This window comes from uncultured Psychrobacter sp. (assembly GCF_947500265.1).
Classification (GTDB): Bacteria; Pseudomonadota; Gammaproteobacteria; order Pseudomonadales; family Moraxellaceae; genus Psychrobacter.
In genome coordinates, this window is the sequence record NZ_CANMRN010000009.1 from 1 (window position 1) to 23,054 (window position 23,054).

The window sequence follows — 23,054 nt, forward strand, 5'->3', positions numbered from 1 at the left end:
TGAGTAGGTCATCTTTTATATTTCTCTTTGCTTGGTTTAAAAGCATTGTACCTTTTCTATTTTGGACTGACTATATATAACTTTACACTATCTAATACTTTGTGAGACAGTAAATCAGATAAGGAAACAGCACCCTCTAAATACTTTGCCTCTGTAAGTATACTCCCAGCAATATCATCTAAGGTATCTTTAGCAAAATATTTTACTTGCGATTTGAGGCCTTTACTTTTATGACCAGTAATGTGTTTTATATAGTCTTTGATGCTACTGAACCATTTATTATTAGCATAAAATAACCAATATGAGCCATAATATTTGGGTTCATGACCTTCTACGAAGATACTTTCTGAGCTTAAAGATTGGTTAACTCCATGTTTTTCAAAACTTCTATTTAGAACCCACTTTAATTCATCACTTTCATTTATTTTAATCAGTCCCACACCTCTTTCTAAAGCTACATTGAATGCTGATTTCGCTAAGGTAGAACTGACTGCCATTATAGGCTTTAAGCTATAGCTAAAATTATCTTCGCTTAAGTCTCTTACATCTTGTAAAAACTTACTAACTTGGTCAACACCAACTGGCCCTTTATAATCCTTACACTCAATCAGTATTAAAGATGAATAGTTTGGAATTTTTTCATCTTGATATACCTCAATAGCGATATCGAACTCAATATCACCCTTTCGAAATCTTGAGTAGTACTTTTTCTTCTTAAAAACTTTTATATGGTTTTTAGGATTTATAAACGTATTGAAATCTTCTATTTCTTTCACAAGAAGTGTCAGCACTTTGTCCTCAAACTTATCGCCCTTCTCCGTTGTATTCATGATGATCTCATAGGCTATATTTTTATAAACCAATCTTACACTACAAAATTAGCAGGTAGACTAGGTTTTTTATCTTTGAATTAATAGATAGCTGCAAACCCATCCTTTTCTCGTTACAATACCCTTATTAAAGTGCGTCATGATATACATGCTGCCTAACTGGGCTGCGCACTACCTTTTTCCTATCTATTATCCGAGAATCCCATGAGCCATAGACCACCTGCTGACCTATTAAAAAACGCCGAACACTGGCGCGAAGATATCAATTTTCGCCAAGAAGTGCTGGGTAAGCCGTTTGATTTTGCGACTACTTGGGGCATTTTTTCACCGCAAAAGCTCGATGACGGTAGCTTGATGCTGCTTGATTATGTAGATTTTGAGCAAGATGATGACTCGATCGACTTGGGCTGTGGTTATGGTGTACTTGGTATGACGGCAGCGCGTGAATGTCCGAATGGTCAGCATACGCTGATTGATAAAGACTTTATGGCGGTAGAATACGCACGCCGTAACTGTGAGAAAAATGGTCTAAACAATGTCGATGTACATTTATCAAATGGCTTTAATCATGTGGCAAAAGACAAAGACTTTAGCCTTGTGATGTCAAACTTGCCCGCCAAAGTCGGTAAAGAGCAGCATTATTTATACTTCCTCGATGCCTATGCACGCATGCGTAAAGGTGGTCGTTTTTATGTCGTCACCATCAACGGTCTGCGCCAATTTGTTAAGCGCTCATTTACCGAAGTGTTTGGCAATAGCGATAAAATTAAGCAAGGTAAAACCTATACGATTACGATGGCGACCAAAGACTAGTTTTAGCTTTGCCTGATTGAGTTTCGGCCATTTAAACTGAAGCTTAAATTGAAATCGACATAAAAAAGCACGCTAAATTAGATTTAGCGTGCTTTTTATTTTGTATGACCAATTGTCTTTTTACATCTGGCGTTTTATCAAATATCCACCCAATAGCGCGCTGCCAATAATCGGTAATAGCACCATGAGCATTGGTGAAAAGCCTGTCGCCAGCGATACAAAGCCGACCAAATCTTGAATATAGCTAAATAGTAGACCAAACAACAACGCCACAACGATACGCAAGCCTAAGCTGTGCGTCCGTAGCGAGCCAAAGACAAACGAGCAAGCGACAATCACCAGCGACAATATCGATAATGGCGATAGTAGCTTTTGCCAAAATGCGACTTCATGATCTAAAGAACGATTGCCCTGTTGACGCATAAATGTGCGATGCTCATACAGCTGCGTCAATGATAAATCTTCTGCCTTACGCGTTAGCAGATACACAGACTCTGGGGCAAAGGGTAAGCTTAATGTATCTGATGGTGAAATAGCTTGGCTACTCTCAAAACCTTGATTGATAGAGAGCTTAACCATATCGTTTAACTGCCACTCGTAACGATACTGCTCGCTTGGCTTTTCACTATTTACATCAATTGGTTCACGGCCAGTATATTTCCCACCTTCCGCATGGACAGCAGTTTGTAAATTACCATTATTATCCAAATGCCAGCGTTTCACCTCGCCAATATTGCCCGCGACATCAGCATAATCAATATATAAAACGTCGCTACCATCAGGTGTAGCACTGCCATCTTCTGCGGTTTCGAATCGCGGCTGTATCGTCCAGTAGCCGCGTACTGATGTGACCAGTGAGGTACTGTCTTCATCATTAATCTGTTTTGCCAACTGGTTAGAAGACGGTAGGACGAACTGATTGATAGCTAATGCCAACAGTACAAATATCAAAGCGGGCTGTAATACCCAGCCGACGATACGATAAATACTGACCCCAGCCGCGCGCATGACGACCAGCTCGCTTTTATTGGCCAGCAAGCCCAATCCTATGACGGCACCAAGTAACGCACCCGTTGGAATAAATTGCTCTAAAAAGTAAGGCGAACGATAAAAGATATATTTGAGCGCCTCGCCCATGGTGTAGTTATCATCTAACGAATCAAGCTCTGATAAGTAAGAAAAAATCAGCTGTAATGCCCACAAACCAATAACGGCAGCAATAATAGCCAATAGAGCGTTGAGTTTGACATAGCGACTGAGGACTTTTAGATTGGCAGGTTTTTTAGCCAATTGATCAGACTCAGCTGATTTAGCAAATAAAGAGGGCATTAAGACTGCCCTCCTTGTGAGCTGTTGTTCTGATTGTCTATGTCGCTAACTGAACTAGTTGTGGCAGCGGCTAGTCTATTTTCTTGTTTGCGAAAGCGCAGTCGATGTTGCACACGGCTACCCCAATTCATATAAAGCGCCAATGCCATAAATCCTAAAATAAGCCATGCATACGCCCATACGCTGATGCTGTCTTTGCTCACTGCGTTTTTGAGCGAGATGATACCTAATGCACAGCTGACAAATAATAAGATAGAAGGAAACAAGCGCAACCAACGTCCTTGACGCGGACGCACTTGCGCCAGTGGCACAGCCAACATAGGCGCGATAATCATCAGCCATGGTAGCGCCAGACGATAGCCAAGCTCACCTTGTGCAGCACGCATTGCACTGTTAGTGCCTGATGGTGAGCTACTCGTAGCGGCTTGCCACAATGGTCCAATCTTTTGCGTTTCAATATTGTCTTCGGTGATAACTTCCTGTGAAGACTCAGTCAAGGTAATGCGATAACGATCAAAAGCGACTTGATTATATTTCAGACTGCCTGCGCCGACTTCGTAACGACGTCCTTGAAACAGATCCAACTGGGTCACGCCGCTATTGCCGGCATCCACTTGCTCAGCACGCTTAGCCAGCGTGATAGTGTCTTTGCTAATGTCTTTTGCACCACTATTTATAATATCTTTTGGGATATCAGAGATGCCAATCTGTTCGGCTGTTGCACTGTCAATCGTGTTATTCATATCAGTGGCATTAGCATCGACACTTTCAGCAGCACTACCTTTTTTCGCAGGTTCAGATTGGATTAATATGACATCTTGCAACTTTTTCTTATCATCGCTGAGACTACCCACGTATAAATGATAATTACCGCTACTGATAAACTCGTTCGGACGAATCAAATCAAATGCACTGGTCAATGCTTGCTGCTGCCAAACAGCCTCAGACGAACGGACACCCCAAGGCTTACCAACGACAGATAGCGCCGCTTCACCAACGAACAATGCCAATATTAATGGTGTCATCAATCGAGCAAGCTTACCTCGAGATACGCCACTAGCATTAATCACTGCCATTTCTTGATCGACATATAAGCGGCCAAATACCAGCATCAAAGCGATAAAGAATGCTAACGGTAATATCAGCTCTAAAAAGTACGGCAGGTTATACCCAATGATCGTAAACAGTAGGCTGACGTCCAAACGACCTTCAGCAGCGATGCCAAAATAGCGTATCAGACGACCGCCGAGCATCATCACTACCAAAAACCCCAACACTAAGGCAGTGGTCGAGGCAACTTGTTGTGTCATGTAGCGGCGTAATATCACAATGGGTACTCTTAAACGGTTGGTATGTGCGCGATTGATGATGAGCTTATTAAACATCTAGGACGTACGACGACATATCACCAGCATGATATGAATAATTTACATACTCAAATAACGGTAAACGTTACTAAGCAACTGGTTAGTCATACTCAATAAACACAAGCGACAAATATAACCGCTAATGCTAGCATGTTTTGCTCAAAAATGGCTGTGAAATGTGTTTGAAAACATTACCTACACCTTGCTGAGAGCGCATTATTGACAGCAAGACATAAATATAGCAAATATTGGATAAATAATTGATAAAACCTTAAAGTACATCGAATTGATAGTATTTATAGCGCTAAGTTTTTGCTTTATTTATTTTAGAAAGGTTTGTTTGTCATTCGTATCATCAAACATTTATCTCTGTTATTAGTTGCTAGACTGACTGATAGAAAAATATACTTATATTGTCAGACGGAGAATAATACTAATGAATAAAACGACCTCTACACCCTCTACCCTACTTGAGCTCGCTGGCGGCACTTTTGATGCGCTTGACTGGTCAAATTGTGCACTCGTTCTTATCGACTATCAAAATGAATATGTCGATGGCGCTATGCCATTAGGGGACGCTGGGGCAAAAGCCATCGCCAATGCACGCCTAGTACTCGATAAAGCGCGTCAGCAAGATATACCTATTTTCCACATTACCCATCATGGTGCCGAGAATGGTAATGTCTTTGATCCTTTATCAGCTAACGTTGAGATCGTCGAACAGTTGCAGCCGCAGGATGGCGAAACAGTGATTGCCAAAAAGCATCCGAATGCCTTTTATGATACGCAATTACAATCATTAATCTCAGCAGCAGAAAAAAAGCAGATTATTTTTGCGGGTTTTATGAGTCATATGTGCGTCAGCTCAAGCGTCCGCGCCGCATTTGATTTAGGTTTTGATAGTTTCGTCTGTCACGATGCCTGTGCCACTCGCGACCTACCTAGCGCTACTAGAGAGCCGATAAGCGCTGAAATCATGCATGATACTGCCATGGCCGCACTACAAGACAGATTTGCCGCGATGGTAACGACCGATGAATTGGTCAATGGCTAGTATGTTGGCATCATCGAAAAATGATAATGTAACCGCTAAACCATAGCATAAGTTAGCACAGCATAATAATTCAAAGGTATTACCTAAGGCTTGCTAACTGCGCACGATTATCGCAATATGCTACACTACTGTGATTGCTCAACAGACCAAATAATCTAATAATCTGACAGGTATAAGCAGTCATGCAAATCCTGCAATTTTCATAACTCTAATAAGGATAACTATATGAATATCAAATTATCTCAGCATTTACCAAAGACCCATACGCAAAAAATCCTGAAAAAAGAAGCCAAAAGTAAAGACGATGCTTGTCTGGTTGTATTGGTCGATGACAAGAAAAACATTCTGGCTGAATCTGTACTGGCCGAATATACCACTCGTATTGAGCAGCTGATTGAAGTATCACATTTCAAGGGCACTACCTGTGAAACTGTTGCTGACTATGCGCTGGCAGGTGATAAAAAAACCACTAAGCAAAACCCTGTTCAACTGCTGTTGGTCGGTGTAGGCAACACTGATAAGTTTAACAATACCGTACTGCAAAAAATCGCCAATACTATCTATAGCAGCACACAAAAGCGTGTGTCTTCTATCACTGTCGCCTTGGGTGATGCATTAGAAGAAAATCACTTTGGTCAATTTGCCCTTAATCTGTTGGCAGCGAGCTACCGCTTTGATAAATATAAATCTGAGCAAGCCACGCCTGTATTGACTGATGTTTACCTGTTAGCTGATGAGTCACTACAGCCTGCACTTGCCTTTGCTCAGTCAGTATTTGCTGGTCAGAGCCTTACTCGTGATGTGGCCAATGAGCCTGGCAATATTTGCTTCCCAGCTTATATGGCAGAACAAGCTCAAGAGCTTGCAAAAACTTACCCTGACCTATTAACCGTGAAGGTACTAGGTGAAGAAGAGATGGCAGCGCTAGGTATGCATTGCTTCTTGGCCGTTGCGCAAGGCTCTACTAAAGAAGGTAAGCTGGTACTCATGGAGTACCGTGGTAAATCAGAATTTAGTTCAAGTGCAGGCACTACCGAGCAAACCACTAGCAACGCAAAAGTGGGTGGTCTAAAGGCATTGGCCGATAAACTACCAACCAAAAAGTCAGCTAAAAATGCAAGTAAAAATAGCAATGACAATGCACAAGCGGCCAATGACGACGCACCTATCGTATTAGTTGGTAAAGGCGTAACCTTTGACTCAGGCGGTATCTCAATCAAGCCAGGTGCAGCGATGGATGAGATGAAGTTTGACATGGGTGGTTCAGCATCAGTACTTGGTACAATTAAAGCATTATGTGAAGCCCGTCTACCAATCAACGTCGTTGGTGCGCTAGCCTGTGCTGAAAACATGCCATCAGGCGATGCAACGCGTCCAGGTGATATCGTTAAAGCGATGAATGGCAAATCAGTCGAAATCTTGAACACTGATGCCGAAGGTCGTTTAGTACTAGCAGATACCTTGTGCTATGTGCAGCGTTATCAGCCAAAAGCCATCATCGATGTTGCCACTTTGACTGGCGCTTGTGTGGTTGCGCTAGGCCATGTTCGTTCAGCCGTATTTAGTAATGATGAAGATGTCTTGTTTGATTTAGAAAACGCCAGCAACCTATCAGGCGATCTTATCTGGCATATGCCTTTAGATGATGAGTATCAAGCTCAGCTTGACTCACCAATCGCTGATATGCAAAACATCGGTGGTAAAGGTGCTGGTGCCGTAACTGCCGCCTGCTTCTTATCGCGTTTCATTGAAGAAGGTCAAGCATGGGCGCATTTAGACATCGCTGGTACTGCATGGAACTCAGGTAAAGACAAAGCAGCCACTGGTCGTCCTGTACCATTGTTTATGCAATATCTAAAAAACAGCGCAGAGATGGCTTAATCCATTTATGAAAATTAGTTTTTATGTATTAAGTCAGAGTAAGGCCCAAGATTTCTTGGGCTTTATTTGTCAGCTGACTCAGACGGCGCTTAACAAAAGCGCTCAGTCTTTGCTGATTTTAATTGAAGATGAAACATTACTAGCAAATCTAGATACGGCACTTTGGGCACAAGATTCTACGAGTTTTATACCGCATCAATGTCTTTCTGATAATGAAAATAAAAGTACCGATGATAGAGGTACTGATGATAGTAACATTGTTACTCATAAATCATTAGCGCCTGTACTATTAGGCAATCATATGCCAGCTGATTTTAATGGTATCGTGCTCAATACGACGACACGTCCGGTCAACGATTTTATGGCTGCTACTAATAATTCAAAACCCTCCCGAGTCCTTGAGCTGATCCGACCTGATACTACAAGTACACAAGAAGGTCGCAATAAATATAAAGCCTACCAGCAATTAGGTTACGATCTGACCCACTTTAAGGTGTAGCTCTACTGTTTATTCCCTTCTCACCTTTTGCGACGAAATATCTTTCCTACCTTATATATCACTGCTTTTACTCTCCTATAAATGAGGTATTCTGAGTAGCTAGCCCTTGCCTATAAGTGCTGCATTCTTTTTATACTAGTTGTATAACTCTACTACCCCTCTGTTTGCACGCAACAGCTACTGCTATGAGCGGTATGCGAATATGTCAAAAAATGCTACCATCCTTCGATAAATTTTCTGTTGTGACAATTCACTTACTTTTAACGGACTTGAGGGTGTACAGATGCGTTCATTAATTGCGATGTATCAGCGTATAGGGCTGGTGCCGCTTATTATTATTGGTTTGGTGTTAGGGGTATTGATTGGTTGGCTAGCGCCAAGTATCGGCACCGCCATAGGGTTGCTTGGTACACTCTTTGTCGGTGCGCTAAAAGCAGTCGCTCCCATCCTGGTATTTATTCTAGTTATGGCAGCCATTAGTCAACATCGCAGTGGTAATGAAGTCTACGTAAAGCCGGTGCTTATCATGTACATGTTTGGCACTTTTTTGGCAGCGCTAACGGCAGTCGGTGCCAGCTTTTTATTCCCGACTGAGCTGGTCTTGATCAACGCCGATATCGCACAAGTACCACCTGCTGACCTAAAAGAAGTCTTGACGAACTTGCTCATGAACTTGGTCGCCAACCCGATCAATGCAATCGCTGAAGCCAACTATATTGGTATCTTGGCATGGGCAATTATCATTGGTTTTGCCTTGCGCCAAGCCAGTGATACTGCTCGTAATGTTGTCGGTGATTTCGCTGATGCCATCTCACAAGTAGTTAAATGGATTATTGCTTTAGCCCCATTTGGTATCTTAGGCCTAGTCGCTAGCACGGTTGCTGAGACAGGCTTTGCTTCTTTGGCAGGCTACGCACGTATCTTGATGGTGTTAATCAGTTGCATGTTATTCATTGCGTTGGTTGCCAATCCGCTTATCGTCCTTATTAAAACGGGCAAAAACCCTTATCCACTCGTGTTCAGATGTCTACGCGAATCAGGAATTACTGCCTTCTTTACACGTAGTTCAGCGGCCAATATTCCAGTCAATATGAACCTTGCCCGTAAACTTGGATTGCATGAAGACACTTATTCGGTGACCATTCCACTAGGTGCCACGATCAATATGGCTGGTGCTGCGATTACCATTAATGTCCTAACGCTTGCTGCTGCTCATACGTTGGGTATTGAAGTGACGTTTGCATCAGCGCTGCTACTCAGTCTGGTTGCTACGATTAGTGCTTGCGGTGCTTCTGGTGTTGCTGGTGGTTCGTTGCTATTAATTCCACTCGCTGCTAGCTTATTTAGCATTCCAAATGATATCGCGATGCAAGTGGTTGCGATTGGCTTTATCATCGGTGTGATACAAGATTCAGCTGAAACTGCCTTGAATTCCTCAACTGATGTATTGTTTACAGCAGCAGCGGATCCGACGTATTCACGTTAATTTTTGCTGAAGTGTTTTCTATAGACATAAAAAAAGGGCCTTTAAAGGGCCCTTTTTTTATGTGTTATTTTAATTATTTGATTACTTTAGATTGTCTATGTCGACTTCGATGACTGGTGTTTGCTGCTCTATCTGACGTTTAAGTTGGCGCAGTTGCTCAACTTCATCTAACAGCTCAAGTATCAGACCAATTGCTGGTACGCTGGCTTCAAAATCACGACTCAATCGCGATGCACGGCGCACTGTCGTCAGCTGATAACCAGTAAACTTCTCATGCTCTGGTACATCATATTCAATGATATTTTCTTCGATTAATTCGATGACCCATTGGCGCTCTTGGCCACAGGCAGAGACCAGTTCATCTAAGCTCATGATGATGTCTGTAAATTCAGTCGAGTGGTTCATAGCTATTATCCTCGTTTTCTCTTTATTTCATCGGTATCGTATTCATCTCTGCTATTCGTTTATTACTTCAGTAATAAGTAATGGTTGTTCATAATCTTGTCTAACGACTAATATTGGTATCAGCAAAGGCTCGTTTTAGCTGCTCATAAGCCTGTATCGACGCATCGTTACTGACATCAGGATTGACAATATTTAAAGTTAAATACAAGTCGCCTGCTTGCTTGGCAGGGATACCTTTTCCTTTGAGACGTAGATTGCTACCGGACTTACTGTTCTTAGGAATGGTCACACCAAGCGTACCCGCTGGCGTACTGACATTGATTTTTTCACCCAATGCCGCTTCCCACGGTGCAATATTCACAGTTTGATAAACATCTGCGCCTTCTATACGAATATTGGCATCATGACGAATTTTAACCTTCAAAAACAAATCGCCATTTTTGCCATTACTGCTACCAGCAGCACCTTGCCCTGCCAAACGAATTTGCTTACCGTCAGTAATACCTTTAGGAATTTTGATCTTAAGAGTCTTATTATCGTAGTCGACATTACCATTGGGCTGACGAACAGGGACGTTTAGCTTAATGCTGTAGTCGTCGCCACTATATACTGAAGACAAATCAACGGTAATCTCGGCATGCTGATCTTGACCTTTGCTGTCTTGCGTCCCAAAGCCACCACCAAATTGATCGAAGCCGCTGCTTTGAGAGCGACCACCCGTTTGTCCACCAGTTGACCCACGTGCGCCGCGACCAAATGCTGAAAAAATGTCATCGAAGCGGAAACCACCATCACCAAAGGCCTCACCGTCACCAAACTGATCTTTGATATCTTCCCAGCGAAAACCACCTTGACCTGCACCAGTTTGCCCACTGCCACCAAACCCACTTGATCTACTTTGACCCGCGAACGGATTATTGAGCATAGCGTCATATTCAGCACGCTTGTCTTTATCTCTGATCGTTTCGTAAGCGTTGTTTATTTCTGCAATTTTATTATCAGCATCTGGATGACCACTGACATCGGGATGGTATTGACGAACGAGCTTACGGTATTTTTTTTTGATATCAGCGTCTGAGGCGTCTTTTTTGACCCCTAAAATGTCATAGTAGTTTTTCTCTGCCATGTTATTTTCCCCAAAATAAAAACATATTAGTGGTATCAGTCTGCCAACTTCAAACGATACGGTATAAATGGCTACTAAATTTTGCTATAGCAATTTTTGTAGCCTACTTATCATAATAACAATAATTACAACAAACACCGTTATATAAATATTACCAGTAGTGATGCCAAGCGATATCTACAATATTCTGTAATACAGGTAAGCGAACACTTTTACCTTGAGTTAGATTTTTTAAAAATTTAGTATTATCAGCTCTATATTGGAACCACAAGAATACCAAAGATTTTCTATTTACATAGTAGTAAGAATATAGAAAGGTTTTTTTACATTATATTATCTATTTCTATTTAAGCTTTCATAACGATAATTATGCTATATCGATAGATTTGGTCTTTATATATTACCTATTTATATTGCGTTATTGGCTTTCCAGTATTTTGTCGGCTTATTTATGAGAATCACTCTTTATAAGTCTATTTTTAGTACCTACGTCATCATTATTTTTGCTAAAAAATAGCTTTTTTTCCTTAAAAAACAGCTATTTGACCTCATGAGTTTTTTACACGGCAGTAATAATATGACAAGCTAGCTCTTGTAGAATCCCCTATTATTCATACTCATAGGGAGTATAGATAACGTAGGCAAGAGCATCTGTCTATTTTATTAATTGCTTAAAGGTATTAAATGTCTTATTTAATCAAGTCTTTGGTTGTCACTTTATCGCTACTACTTAGCACCACAGTTTTCGCTGCCAATACCAGTTATTACGGTAGTAAGTTTCATGGCAAGCGCACAGCGAGTGGCAGTATTTTCAACATGAACTCTTTAACCGCTGCACATCGCACGTTACCGTTCGGCACGAAGGTACAAGTAACCAATCAAAAGACAAAGCAGAGCGTTGTTGTAAAAATTACGGACAGAGGACCTTTTATTAGAGGTCGTATCCTTGATTTATCAAAAGCCGCTGCTGGTGAAATAAACTGTCAGCTTTGTACGACCACGATGGAAATACTGTCGTACGGTGATGGCAAATATCGTAAGGAATAATGTAATAAAAAAGGGATGGCTTATGCCATCCCTTTTTTATATCTGCTTATATAACTATCTAGAACGCTTTATACGAACTTAGCTTCCATCTCTTCTAAAGTCGTCATTGATAGTAGTAACTTTTCTTCATTATCACTATGTTGCTGCTGTAGCGCTGTTTGCTCATTGAGTAATACAAGCAAGTCAGACTTACGGCTCTCTTCGTACAGCTCTGTATCAGCCAGTTTTTCTTCAAGCGTTACAAGCTGCTTATCAATCTTAGCCAGTGTCTTTTCTATTTCTTCTATCTCGCGGCGGATAGGTGCTGTCATTTTACGTTGTTCAGCGGCTAGCTTACGCTGCTCTTCTTTACTAAGTGCAGGCGTCGCAGCTTTACTCTTCGATGAGTTATCAGATGACTTGTTGTTTACTTGGCTATTATCTGTTTCACGTGAAACAAACTTCTTACTCTCTTTTTTGCTTTTTTTCTTACCAGTATTTTTATCTGATGCGTTCTCTTGCTTACGCTTTTCTGCTAACCATTTACCATAGTCACCAATGTCGCCATCGAACTCTTCGATGATGCCATCGTGTACCAGATACAGCTCATCACAGACATTAGCAATCAATTCTCGATCATGCGAGACCAGTACCACTGCACCTTTGAAACCTTGTAATGCAATCGTCAATGCTTGACGCATTTGTAAGTCTAAATGGTTGGTTGGCTCATCGAGTACAAGGACATTTGGACGTTGCCAAACGATCAATGCTAAAGTCAAACGCGCACGCTCACCACCAGAGAATAGCTCACTTGGTGTATCAATGCGCTCACCGCGGAAGTCAAAGCTACCCAAAAACGAGCGTAGCATCGCATCAGAGGTTTTACCTGCTAGGCGACGTAGCATCTCTATAGGCGTTGCTTTGGCATCTAGGATATCCATTTGATGCTGATTGAAATAGCCTAGCTTTAGGGTATCCGAAACACGATATTTCCCTGTTAGTACGCCAAGCTCACCGACTAATGCTTTAATCAACGTTGATTTACCAGCGCCGTTCATACCCAGTAAGCCGAGACGGGTATCAGGCGTTACCTGTACATTGGCATTATGTAGAAGCGGTGTCTCGCTATAGCCGATATCTGCGTTGGTTAGCTCAATTAGCGGTGAGCTCATGTTTGCTGGCTCGTAAAACTGGAACGAGAAAGGGTTATCAGCCATCATTGGTGACAGCTCTGCCATACGTTCTAGCTGTTTAATACGGCTCTGTGCTTGCTTGGCTTTACTGGCTTTAGCACGGAAACGGCGAATAAAGTCATCCAAATGAGCCTTTGTCGCTTCTTGCTTTTCAAACGCTTGCTGCTGCTGCGCCATACGCTCGTGACGGGTACGAATAAACTGCTGATAATTACCAGTATATAGAGTGATTTTTTGTTGCTCTACATGCAGGATATGGCCGACTGTCGCGTCCAAAAACGCTTGGTCATGCGAGATGACGATGACCAGACCCATATAGGCATTGATCCATGTCTCAAGCCACAAGATAGCGTCCAAGTCCAAATGGTTGGTTGGCTCATCGAGTAACATTAGATCAGCACGGCTCATCAAGGTTTTGGCGAGGTTTAAGCGCATACGCCAACCACCAGAAAACCCTTCTACTGGCAGTTCATGCTGGCTAGTCTTAAAACCAAGACCTGCCATAATTTGTGCTGCTTTGGTCGGCGTACGATATCCGTCGATTTCATCGAACTGCTGGTGTAGCACACCAATTTGCTCATCACTCACGCTGCTCAAATCATTTAGCGCAGCATTAATCTCATACCACTGCTCATCACCGCTCAATACATAATCGATTGCAGACTGCGTCGTAGCACCAACTTCCTGTGCCATGTGTGCCACATGCCAGCTATCAGGAATACTGACTTCACCTTTATCAAGGGTCACCTCTGTATCGCCTGTACCCATCTGCGTCAGTAGTAGCGCAAATAAGGTAGATTTGCCTGTGCCGTTGTTGCCCGTCAGTCCAACTTTGTGACCTGGATGGAGCTGAAAGCTTGCACCTGCAAACAATTCACGACCATCACGGCGAACACCAACGTCTTTAAATTCGATCATATAATTTCTTCATCTCAACAATAATATAGATATAGGGCAATAAGAAACACACATAGGGTATGCCAACTGGCGGCTATTATTTCAAACGCTTGCCCCATAGGCAAACAATTAAATAACTATTTCAAAACTAAGTATTTATTACGCTAAACACCTTAAGTTGCACAAGCGACTCTTGAGCTCATACATGGTTGTTACTATTATAAAGGTTATGGCCGTAAAATACCGTAATATGACTAATAAGCTTTAAGACTGCCTAATATTATTAAGTAGGGTTTTATATAGTCACACGCTATTAATTTTAGTTTGATTATTGGTTTAGCCCATTGACGCAATTATTTTAAAAAACTTAATATCAAAATTAGATCACTGCTATTTATTAGTAAAATTCAATAGTTGCATCACTCTTGACAAACGAATCCGCACCCCCATTATGATATACTGCTAAAAGATAAGTGCCCACTATCAATAGAGCCAATAAAACGTTGTGGTGGCACAAATACTATTTTGAAATTGTACAAACAGCTTATAATGCACCAATAGCCTTGCCATAATGACAGCACCCAATTAAATCAAACGCCGTGCGTATCTTTATTTGCAAGTACCCTATTGCAAACCCAAACAGGACGACGACCGCATTTGATCCTAGCAACTGAGGTAGATATGAACGAATCAGCCAACCAATTTAGCCCAAGCTCAAGCCAGCCAGTAGACCCAACCGTATTAAGCCTAACTGATAGTGCGGCGCAAAAAGTACGCCGTCTACGCGAAGAAGAAGGCGATAGCGATCTTATGCTACGTGTCTATGTGACGGGTGGCGGTTGTTCTGGTTTCTCTTACGGGTTTAACTTTGCCAATGATCTAAACGAAGACGATGCCAATTTTGATAATGGTGATGTGACGTTAGTCGTCGATTCGCTAAGCTATCAATACTTGCAAGGCTCTACCGTTGACTACACCGAAGGACTGGAAGGGGCACGTTTTGTGGTGACCAATCCAAATGCCACGACCACTTGCGGCTGCGGTTCGTCATTCTCTATATAAGCTAAATAGACGCGGTCGCGCTATGGTTATTAAGATAATGCGGTAGTGTGCCAATACTATGTCAAATGGCTTGTAGGCATAATGAACAAAGCATCTATCTCTCAGGTAGATGCTTTTTTTATCAAACTGTCTGGCCTGAATAACGCTATATTCGAGATGAATCTGTATTAAAAACAGGGTCAAAACCCTCACAAATCGCTTTGCCTAAAGCTTATCGTATTTGTAATTGTCCGTGGTTTTCAAGACAGCTTTGAGCTAAACTGACGGAATTATTGACCTAACATTTACCTATTTTATGGACAAACGCTTATCGTGTTTTGATCCGCCATAATAAATAACAATAGATGACTATTATGAGTAATTTTGCGAGTAGCTTTGTTAATTTCGAAATCCCTAATTGGTTTGATAGCCAACACTTAACGGGTATGCTCCGCGGTATTGAAAAAGAGGGCCTGCGCGTAAAGCCTGATGGTTTCTTGGCACAGACTCCGCATCCAGCCAAACTTGGGTCAAAACTTACCCACCCTTTTATCACTACCGATTACTCAGAAAGTCTGCTTGAGCTCATCACTGAACCAAAGTCCTCACCAAAAGAGACTCTCAATATGCTGCGCCAATTGCACGTATTGGTCTATCAGGGCATACCTGAAGGTGAGCTAATGTGGCCATTATCAATGCCATGCATGTTGTCTTCTAAAGATGAGGATATCCCACTAGCTGATTATGGTAGCTCTAATACGGGTAAGCTAAAAACCCTATACCGTAGTGGCCTTGGTATCCGCTATGGTCGCCGCATGCAGACAATTGCTGGTCTACATTACAACTTGTCTTTTGGTGATACGTTGTTTGAGACATGGCAAGCCAAAACGCCGACCGCACAAAGTCAAACGTTGACAGAGTTCAAAAACGAAAAATACCTAGGGTTGATTCGCAACTTTAAACGTCTAACCAGCCTTGTTTTGTATTTACTGGGTGCTAGTCCAAGCGTATGTCCTTGTTTCTTGGCAGGGCGTGAGCACGATTTAGAATTGCTCAACGATTCGACCTATTACAAACCTGCTGCGACTAGCCTACGTATGGGTAAGCTTGGCTATACCAATAGCGTGCAAGAGCAACTTGATATCCGTTATAACTATTTGCCAGAGTATGTCGATGGTCTGCGCCGTGCGATTCAAACACCGCACGAAAGCTTTGCTAAGCTTGGCTTAGAAGACGAAGATGGTAACCCAATACAAATTAACAATCATATTCTGCAAATAGAAAACGAGTACTACAGCCCTATTCGTCCTAAACAAATTGCGATGAGCGGTGAAACACCGACCGAAGCGCTTGAACGTCGGGGTATCGCCTATGTCGAGTTCCGTGCTATCGATCTTGACCCATATAGTGACGTTGGTATTCGCCTCTCTAGCGCTTGTTTCTTGGAAGTGATGGCGCTGTATTGCCTGTTCAGTGACTCACCAGACCTGCTACCTGAAGAAGAAGACACGCTCGCTATCAATCTTGAACGTGTGGTCAATGAAGGTCGCCGTGATGATTTGCACATTATCAATAATGGTCAAGAGCAGTCACTTGAAAGCTGGATGCTCACGCATCTAGAACGTATGCAGCCGCTTGCTGCACTGCTTGATGCTCACTACGGTGGTAACGATTACCGTGCGGCCGTAGCATTGATGCAAGGCAAAGCAGGACACTCTGAGTCGACTATCTCTGCACAAGTAAATTCCGATAGCAAACGCTTAGGCAGCTTATGGCAGCTTGGATTTACGTTGGCTCAGCAGCATCGCGAGTCTTTACTACAGCAGACACTTAGTCCAAACACTCAAGCGAAATACGAGGTATTGGCAGAAAAATCTATCTTGCAGCAAGCTGAGATTGAGCAGTCTGAAACAGAAGACTTTGCAGAATTTTTACAGCAGTATCGCTAAGTTGCTAGTTATTAATTGCTAAGTCCTGACTGTGAAATTTTGACTGCTTAATCTTGATTGCTACCCCACATCTATTATAGATAAACCCATAAGAGTAACCGCACAATGCGACAGCTAACCACTTACCGTAACCTGCAAGTATTTTTGGTGATAATGGCCATCATAGGCATGAGTTTTGCGCTGTTTTATTTACAGCGTCATCTAGGGCTTTCACCTTGCCCGCTCTGTATTTTTCAGCGCGTTGGTCTAATCGTCATGGGCGGATTTGCCCTGATATCGGCGTTGTTTAATCCTAAGTCTAAAGTGATAAGACTACTGCTATGGCTTGGTAGTCTAGTAGGTATCGGCTGGGCAACTGCGGTAGCAGCACGCCATGTATGGCTGCAACATTTGCCTGCCGACCAAGTACCTTCTTGTGGTCCAGGACTGAACTATTGGCTTGATACCCTCCCTATCTTACAAGTATTCAAGGAAGTATTTGCTGGCTCTGGCGAATGTGCCTCTGTTGATTGGACACTTATGGGATTAAGTATCCCTGAGCAGTCGTTGATTCTATTTAGTGTGCTGCTGGTCGTACATGTCTTGATATTAATACGTATCGTAAAGTCTGCTAATTAGTATCTTATGAATTAATAAAACGTTAGCTTTCCTAGTTCTGCTTTTAAAATAGACATTGCTATCTTCGATACGATGTCTATTTTTTTGTCTACTATTAACCCGCCCTTACAACCCATATTAGCGTTACCAACAGTTATCGCTAATGTCAACTTATGCTTTTTAGATATAAGGCCAACAACAAAAAGCCCACAGAGATATTTTCAAGCCTTTGATATCTTTAGTCAGCTTACCTTATAAACGGATAAGCATTAGATATTTGTCGTTTTCTACTCATAAGCTATCTGTATTTTGAATATAAGATAATGCTATCAAGTTCTTAATTTATATTATTACTACGTGCCCATGCCTTATTATCCTTATCTTTGACAATGGCTTTACGTTGTCGATAGTATAGATGAGCTTGAAAAATACTTGTTAAAAACTGTTTTTGGTATGACCATGATATATTTTGCTCCCGTTCGCTCTACTACGCTTGCTATCGTAAAACGCTGGCGTCCTTCGTTACTTGTAGCGTCACTATGCGTGCTACTCGTAGGCTGTGATAGTGCCTCGTCCAATACCGATAAAGACATGGTATCTACGTTCGCGTCGACTGGTTCTGAATCGCAAGATGCTTCACAATCATTGCAAGATGACAATGCTAAGAGTGCTGAGCTAGCGAATGATGAGGAGACAGGCGAAATGGTGGAAGGGCAATCGCTGATTGCTGCTGCTCAGTCAAATAAAGATACCTATGCAGACAGCTCTATGGAGCGATCAGAAGCAAAAAGTAGTATGCTGCAAGCAACATTGATGGGCGATTACGGCGGCATGGTCACTTGTATAGATTGCGACAGTATCGATGTCACATTGAACTTATTCGCTGATGGTTCCGTACTGAAAGCAAGTTATTATCATAATCCTGAAAAACCAAAAACACCCCTACTCGAATCCGGTATCTACCGACAAGACAATGACAAAATCACCATTGTCTATGAAGGGAAAAATATCGAAACCTACCATATCCAAGACAATCATTTGATACGGATCGATGAGCACGATAATTTAGAGGATGACTATACGTTATCTCGCAAATAAAAGCGTCATCATGCTGACTGTTAGTTGGCGTATCTCTACATACTAAAACGACCAAATTACATTAGCTACATAGCGCCTACTTGTTAGGCGTTTTTTATTGGTCATCGAACAGGGTTTACTTTACAATGATTGCTTGTTTGCCCAGCTTATGTATTGGTCGTTGTTTATCAAAGTGGTTATTTTTACTGATGACAGCTAGGCACTTCACAATTTATTTTATCAGCTCTCTATTCTTTTCATTCAAGCGCGTACGGAACGTCTATGCATATTCATATCCTTGGTATTTGTGGTACTTTTATGGGCTCACTGGCATTGCTAGCACGTGCGCTTGGGCATACGGTCACAGGTTCAGATGCCAATGTCTATCCTCCTATGTCCACTCAACTCGAAAATGCTGGCGTGACTATCGAAGAAGGCTATCTGGTAGAGCACTTGCAACCAACGCCAGACTTAGTTGTCGTTGGGAACGCGATGAAGCGCGGCATGGATGTGATTGAGTATATGCTAGATAATGGCTTGCGTTATACTTCAGGTCCGCAGTTTTTATCTGAGCAAGTATTGCAGTCACGCCATGTAATCGCCGTTGCAGGGACACATGGTAAGACCACAACCACGACTATGCTTGCGTGGATATTACATTATGCTGGTATCGACGCAGGGTTTTTGATTGGCGGTGTGCCATTGGTTGATACGACTGACGAGCAGCTACAGCAAGTGTTCGCGCACAGCAGCTATTTAGGTGCTGATAAAAGCGCTGATGATAAATCTGGTTACTTTGTGATTGAAGCAGATGAGTACGACTCTGCGTTTTTTGATAAGCGTTCGAAGTTCGTTCACTATCGTCCGCGTACTGCTATTTTGAATAACCTTGAGTTTGATCATGCAGATATCTTCGCAGATCTTAATGCGATACAAACTCAGTTCCATCATATGGTGCGCATGATTCCAAGCACTGGCAAAATCATTATGCCAGCCGCGACCATCAGTTTAGAAGATACGCTAGCGAAAGGGGTTTGGACACCTATCTGGCGTACTGCTGTCATCGACTCTACTTTAGCTGATACCAGCGAAAATGCGCGTGCCCTAAAAGATAGTAGCGATTGGCAGGCTGAGCTGATTCAAGAAGACGGTAGCCAGTTCAAAGTCAGTTTTGCTGCTAATGAAGGTGCCTCTGCTATCGTAAACTGGTCAATGAGCGGTATCCATAACGTCAATAACGCGTTAGTTGCTGTAGCCGCTGCTTATGATGTTGGCGTCAGTGTTGAGACTGCCTGTGCTGCTTTATCAGATTTCGCTGGTATCAAGCGCCGGATGGAGCTGATCGGCGACGTCAATGATATCTTAGTCTTTGATGATTTTGCCCATCATCCAACGGCTATTACGACCACATTAGATGGTGCCAAAAAGAAGCTGGCTGATAGACGTATTTGGGCTATCATTGAGCCGCGTAGTAACACCATGAAAATGGGTATTCATCAAGACAGCTTGGCTCAGTCAGCGGCGCTTGCTGACTACACATTATGGTACGAGCCTACTGGTTTGGAATGGGGCTTAAAAGAAGTCATTGAACAGGCCAAGGCTACTAGCGACGCTATCGGCAACCAACAAGTGTTATCAAGCATTGACGCTATTATTGAGCATATCAGCAGTCATGCTAAAGCAGGTGATGCGATTGTGGTCATGTCAAATGGCGGTTTTGAAGGGATTCATCAGCGTTTATTAACCGCATTACATAACGGCTAGAGATCCTAGCTAGAGTTAAGCAACAGATTCTCTTCTTCTCTTATATAAACGCAGCTCATCTAATAGATGGCTGTGTTTTTTATTTCCAATGTTTATATGTCTTCATTATATGAGTTCAGCACTACAGGTACCACATTGATAAACGTTGTTAGCACCACTGCTACCTTCGTAACCTTTCGTTTACTTATTACCCTTACTCGATAGCAAATCGGACTTTTTCCTCACATAGCCCCTACAGTAGTAACATTTTATGCTTACTTTTGCGTCCGAGGAATGTTTACAATAGATTTATCAAAACTTGTAACACATTATAAATATTAATAATATTAGGAGAATAACATGAGCTTTATTTGGATGATTATTGTAGGTTTAGTCGCAGGTCTATTAGCACGTGCTATCAAACCAGGTAACGACCCTATGGGTTGGATTATGACTATCGTATTGGGTATCGTTGGTGCAATGCTAGGTGGTTTCCTAGCTGGCCTAATCGGTATTAACGCTGATGGTGGTTTCACTGGTCTTATATTCTCAGTGATCGGTGCAATTATCCTACTGTTCCTATATGAAATGATTGTAAACAAACGCCGTGCATAATCGGTCATAAATGATTACTAGATAATTAAAATACTATATAAACAAAGCCTTGCATTAAGCAGGGCTTTTTTATGCCATTTATCATCAAAATTTAGTCTTTCTATATACATATAGCATCATATGACTGCGAAAGTATTGATAAGCATTACTTTTGTCCCCATTTATCTTATAATATCAACCCTATTTTGTCCTTATCATTGAGGTGAGCGCTATGGCACTACTCCCTATCTTAAGTTACCCAGATCCTCGCTTGCGTACTATCGCCAAGCCTGTCAAGGAAGTGACTGCTGAAATCAAAACCTTAATCGCAGACATGATCGAGACGATGTATGATGCTCAAGGCATCGGGCTTGCAGCCAGTCAAGTGGATCATCATATTCAGCTTATCGTGATGGATTTGTCTGAAGATAAAAGCTCTCCTAGAGTTTTTATCAACCCAAAAGTCACGCCACTGGTAGAAGAAAAGCAACCGTATGAAGAAGGCTGCTTATCTGTACCTGATGTCTATGACAAAGTCGAACGTCCTAATAAAGTCCGTATCGAAGCGTTAGACGGTAACGGTGAGGTCATCGATGAGGTAGTTGAAGGATTGCTTGCTGTTTGTATTCAACATGAAATGGATCACTTAAATGGCGTAATCTTCGTTGACTACTTGTCTCGTCTTAAACAGACGCGTGCTCGTGATAAAGTCCGCAAAGTTCTTAAAATACGCGAAAAGCAAGAAGCACAATCAGCAGAAAAACAGACACAAGCCGTCAATTCTTAAAGCTCTACTCTTTATTCTTATCTTTTTATTTCGTCTTTATCCTTCACATAGTTACGTCTACAGTGAGTGTTAATATTTAGCATTCACTGTTTGGCGATAATTTTTCTAACCGATACAGTTTCCACAAAAGGTTTACTACTATGACAATGATCAAAATTGACCAATATTTTGAACCTGCCAGCTGGCAGAAATTTACCAAGGCTGCTGAAGGTCGCGAGACGCCTTTCTTAGTAGTTGACCTTAGTCGTATCGAAACCAAATACCATGAAATGGTAAGCCTGTTTCCTAATGCAAAACTGCATTATGCAATGAAAGCTAGCCCTGCGGTGGAAGTAATCGATCTACTAGCAAACCTTGGTTCTAACTTTGACTGTGCCTCTATTTATGAGCTTGATCGCGTGCTTGGTTGCGGCGTTGAGCCATCTCGTATCTCATATGGCAACACCATCAAAAAAGCTGAACATGTTAAATATGCTTTTGAGAAAGGTATCGATCTATATGCGACTGACTCAGAAGCGGATCTAAAAAACATTGCCAAACACGCTCCAGGCTCTAAAATATTTGTTCGTATCTTGGTTCAAGGATCAGAGACAGCAGAATGGCCATTATCACGTAAGTTTGGTTGCCATCCTAATATGGCCATCGACCTACTGGTTCAAGCACGCGAGTTGGGCTTGGTTCCTTATGGTATCTCGTTCCACGTCGGGAGCCAGCAAAAAGACGTCGCTGCATGGGATGATGCATTATCCAAAGTTAAATATATGTTTGACTGGATGAAAAACGAAGAAGGCATCAAGCTACAAATGATCAATTTGGGCGGCGGCTTCCCGACCAATTACATTAGCGAAGTCAATCCTATCAAAGTCTATGCGGAAGAAATTACCAGCTATCTGACTGATGACTATAATGATGACGAAATGCCGGAGATTATTCTAGAGCCGGGTCGTTCGTTGGTTGGTGGTTCAGGCGTATTGGTCAGTGACGTGGTACTGATATCTCGTAAATCTGATACTGATTTGACTCGTTGGGTATATACCGACGTTGGTCTATTCCAAGGCTTAATCGAAACGCTAGGTGAAGCTATCAAGTATCCTGTGTATACGCCTAAGATGGAAACGTCTACCAGTGAAGGCACAGTAGTACTGGCAGGTCCAACTTGTGACTCAACCGATATTATGTATGAAGAAGCAGGCTATCAGCTACCAGAAGAGCTTGAGATTGGTGATAAAATCTACTGGCTCACCACTGGTGCTTATACCAACTCTTACTCATCGGTAGAGTTCAATGGTTTCCCACCGCTAAAAGTGGTTTATATTGATTAGTACTTAATATTGCTCCACAAAAAAGCGCGGCACGGTTA

General features: G+C 42.1%; 20 protein-coding genes. 14 read left to right on the forward strand and 6 right to left on the reverse strand.

Going from position 1 to position 23,054, the window contains the following annotated elements:
- Window positions 1-56 precede the first annotated feature (56 nt).
- Complete coding sequence (locus tag Q0788_RS11885; RefSeq protein ID WP_298810967.1) at window positions 57-830, reverse strand: restriction endonuclease; 774 nt, start codon at window positions 828-830, stop codon at window positions 57-59.
- A gap of 204 nt (window positions 831-1,034) precedes the next feature.
- On the opposite strand from Q0788_RS11885, the gene Q0788_RS11890 reads away from it, so the two are divergent.
- Window positions 1,035-1,643: a methyltransferase gene (locus Q0788_RS11890; protein WP_101204678.1), complete on the forward strand. Its 609-nt coding sequence runs from the start codon at window positions 1,035-1,037 to the stop codon at window positions 1,641-1,643.
- 120 nt (window positions 1,644-1,763) lie between these two features.
- On the opposite strand, the gene lptG is transcribed toward Q0788_RS11890, so the two are convergent.
- Window positions 1,764-2,972 carry an LPS export ABC transporter permease LptG gene (gene lptG / locus Q0788_RS11895; RefSeq protein ID WP_298810969.1) on the reverse strand — a complete coding sequence of 403 codons (1,209 nt, stop codon included), beginning with the start codon at window positions 2,970-2,972 and terminating at the stop codon, window positions 1,764-1,766.
- Window positions 2,972-4,282: an LPS export ABC transporter permease LptF gene (lptF, locus tag Q0788_RS11900; protein WP_298811135.1), complete on the reverse strand. Its 1,311-nt coding sequence runs from the start codon at window positions 4,280-4,282 to the stop codon at window positions 2,972-2,974. The genes lptG and lptF overlap by 1 nt, the downstream gene beginning before the upstream one ends.
- Window positions 4,283-4,775: 493 nt before the next feature.
- Here lptF and Q0788_RS11905 point away from each other — a divergent pair, with 493 nt between their 5' ends.
- From Q0788_RS11905 to sstT, 4 genes are all read left to right on the forward strand, one after another.
- Window positions 4,776-5,393, forward strand: coding sequence for a cysteine hydrolase family protein (locus Q0788_RS11905; protein WP_298810971.1), 618 nt, complete (start codon window positions 4,776-4,778; stop codon window positions 5,391-5,393).
- Between the two features lie 225 nt (window positions 5,394-5,618).
- Complete coding sequence (locus Q0788_RS11910; RefSeq protein WP_298810973.1) at window positions 5,619-7,274, forward strand: leucyl aminopeptidase; 1,656 nt, start codon at window positions 5,619-5,621, stop codon at window positions 7,272-7,274.
- 7 nt (window positions 7,275-7,281) lie between these two features.
- A complete protein-coding gene (locus Q0788_RS11915; protein WP_298810975.1) occupies window positions 7,282-7,773 on the forward strand; it encodes a DNA polymerase III subunit chi in 492 nt (163 codons plus the stop codon).
- Between the two features lie 283 nt (window positions 7,774-8,056).
- Window positions 8,057-9,259: a serine/threonine transporter SstT gene (gene sstT, locus Q0788_RS11920; RefSeq protein ID WP_057757687.1), complete on the forward strand. Its 1,203-nt coding sequence runs from the start codon at window positions 8,057-8,059 to the stop codon at window positions 9,257-9,259.
- A gap of 81 nt (window positions 9,260-9,340) precedes the next feature.
- On the opposite strand, the gene Q0788_RS11925 is transcribed toward sstT, so the two are convergent.
- Together Q0788_RS11925 and Q0788_RS11930 are read right to left on the reverse strand one after the other, a co-directional pair.
- A complete protein-coding gene (locus Q0788_RS11925; protein WP_102083164.1) occupies window positions 9,341-9,664 on the reverse strand; it encodes a chaperone modulator CbpM in 324 nt (107 codons plus the stop codon).
- Window positions 9,665-9,764: 100 nt separating this feature from the next.
- A complete protein-coding gene (locus Q0788_RS11930; RefSeq protein ID WP_298810979.1) occupies window positions 9,765-10,790 on the reverse strand; it encodes a DnaJ C-terminal domain-containing protein in 1,026 nt (341 codons plus the stop codon).
- 684 nt (window positions 10,791-11,474) lie between these two features.
- On the opposite strand from Q0788_RS11930, the gene Q0788_RS11935 reads away from it, so the two are divergent.
- On the forward strand, window positions 11,475-11,837 hold the full coding sequence (locus tag Q0788_RS11935) for a septal ring lytic transglycosylase RlpA family protein (protein ID WP_057757673.1): 363 nt from the start codon (window positions 11,475-11,477) through the stop codon (window positions 11,835-11,837).
- 68 nt (window positions 11,838-11,905) lie between these two features.
- Here the strand turns inward: Q0788_RS11935 and Q0788_RS11940 are convergent, their stop codons facing one another.
- The gene (locus Q0788_RS11940) at window positions 11,906-13,927 is read right to left on the reverse strand and encodes an ABC-F family ATP-binding cassette domain-containing protein (protein WP_298810981.1); all 2,022 of its coding nucleotides are present in this window, start codon (window positions 13,925-13,927) and stop codon (window positions 11,906-11,908) included.
- A 660-nt stretch (window positions 13,928-14,587) separates the two neighbouring features.
- On the opposite strand from Q0788_RS11940, the gene erpA reads away from it, so the two are divergent.
- From erpA to Q0788_RS11980, 8 genes are all read left to right on the forward strand, one after another.
- The gene (gene erpA, locus Q0788_RS11945) at window positions 14,588-14,968 is read left to right on the forward strand and encodes an iron-sulfur cluster insertion protein ErpA (RefSeq protein ID WP_057757666.1); all 381 of its coding nucleotides are present in this window, start codon (window positions 14,588-14,590) and stop codon (window positions 14,966-14,968) included.
- Window positions 14,969-15,321: 353 nt separating this feature from the next.
- On the forward strand, window positions 15,322-16,896 hold the full coding sequence (gene gshA / locus Q0788_RS11950; RefSeq protein WP_298810983.1) for a glutamate--cysteine ligase: 1,575 nt from the start codon (window positions 15,322-15,324) through the stop codon (window positions 16,894-16,896).
- A gap of 105 nt (window positions 16,897-17,001) precedes the next feature.
- Window positions 17,002-17,514 carry a disulfide bond formation protein B gene (locus tag Q0788_RS11955; RefSeq protein WP_298810986.1) on the forward strand — a complete coding sequence of 171 codons (513 nt, stop codon included), beginning with the start codon at window positions 17,002-17,004 and terminating at the stop codon, window positions 17,512-17,514.
- A gap of 438 nt (window positions 17,515-17,952) precedes the next feature.
- Window positions 17,953-18,591 (forward strand): copper resistance protein NlpE N-terminal domain-containing protein, encoded by a 639-nt coding sequence (locus tag Q0788_RS11960; protein ID WP_298810988.1) that lies wholly within the window; start codon window positions 17,953-17,955, stop codon window positions 18,589-18,591.
- 261 nt (window positions 18,592-18,852) lie between these two features.
- Window positions 18,853-20,334, forward strand: a complete 1,482-nt coding sequence (mpl, locus tag Q0788_RS11965; protein ID WP_298810990.1) for a UDP-N-acetylmuramate:L-alanyl-gamma-D-glutamyl-meso-diaminopimelate ligase — start codon at window positions 18,853-18,855, stop codon at window positions 20,332-20,334.
- 339 nt (window positions 20,335-20,673) lie between these two features.
- Window positions 20,674-20,928: a GlsB/YeaQ/YmgE family stress response membrane protein gene (locus Q0788_RS11970; RefSeq protein ID WP_057757652.1), complete on the forward strand. Its 255-nt coding sequence runs from the start codon at window positions 20,674-20,676 to the stop codon at window positions 20,926-20,928.
- 211 nt (window positions 20,929-21,139) lie between these two features.
- A complete protein-coding gene (def, locus tag Q0788_RS11975; RefSeq protein ID WP_057757649.1) occupies window positions 21,140-21,694 on the forward strand; it encodes a peptide deformylase in 555 nt (184 codons plus the stop codon).
- Between the two features lie 146 nt (window positions 21,695-21,840).
- Window positions 21,841-23,016, forward strand: a complete 1,176-nt coding sequence (locus Q0788_RS11980; protein ID WP_298811137.1) for a type III PLP-dependent enzyme — start codon at window positions 21,841-21,843, stop codon at window positions 23,014-23,016.
- The last annotated feature ends 38 nt before the right edge of the window (window positions 23,017-23,054 follow it).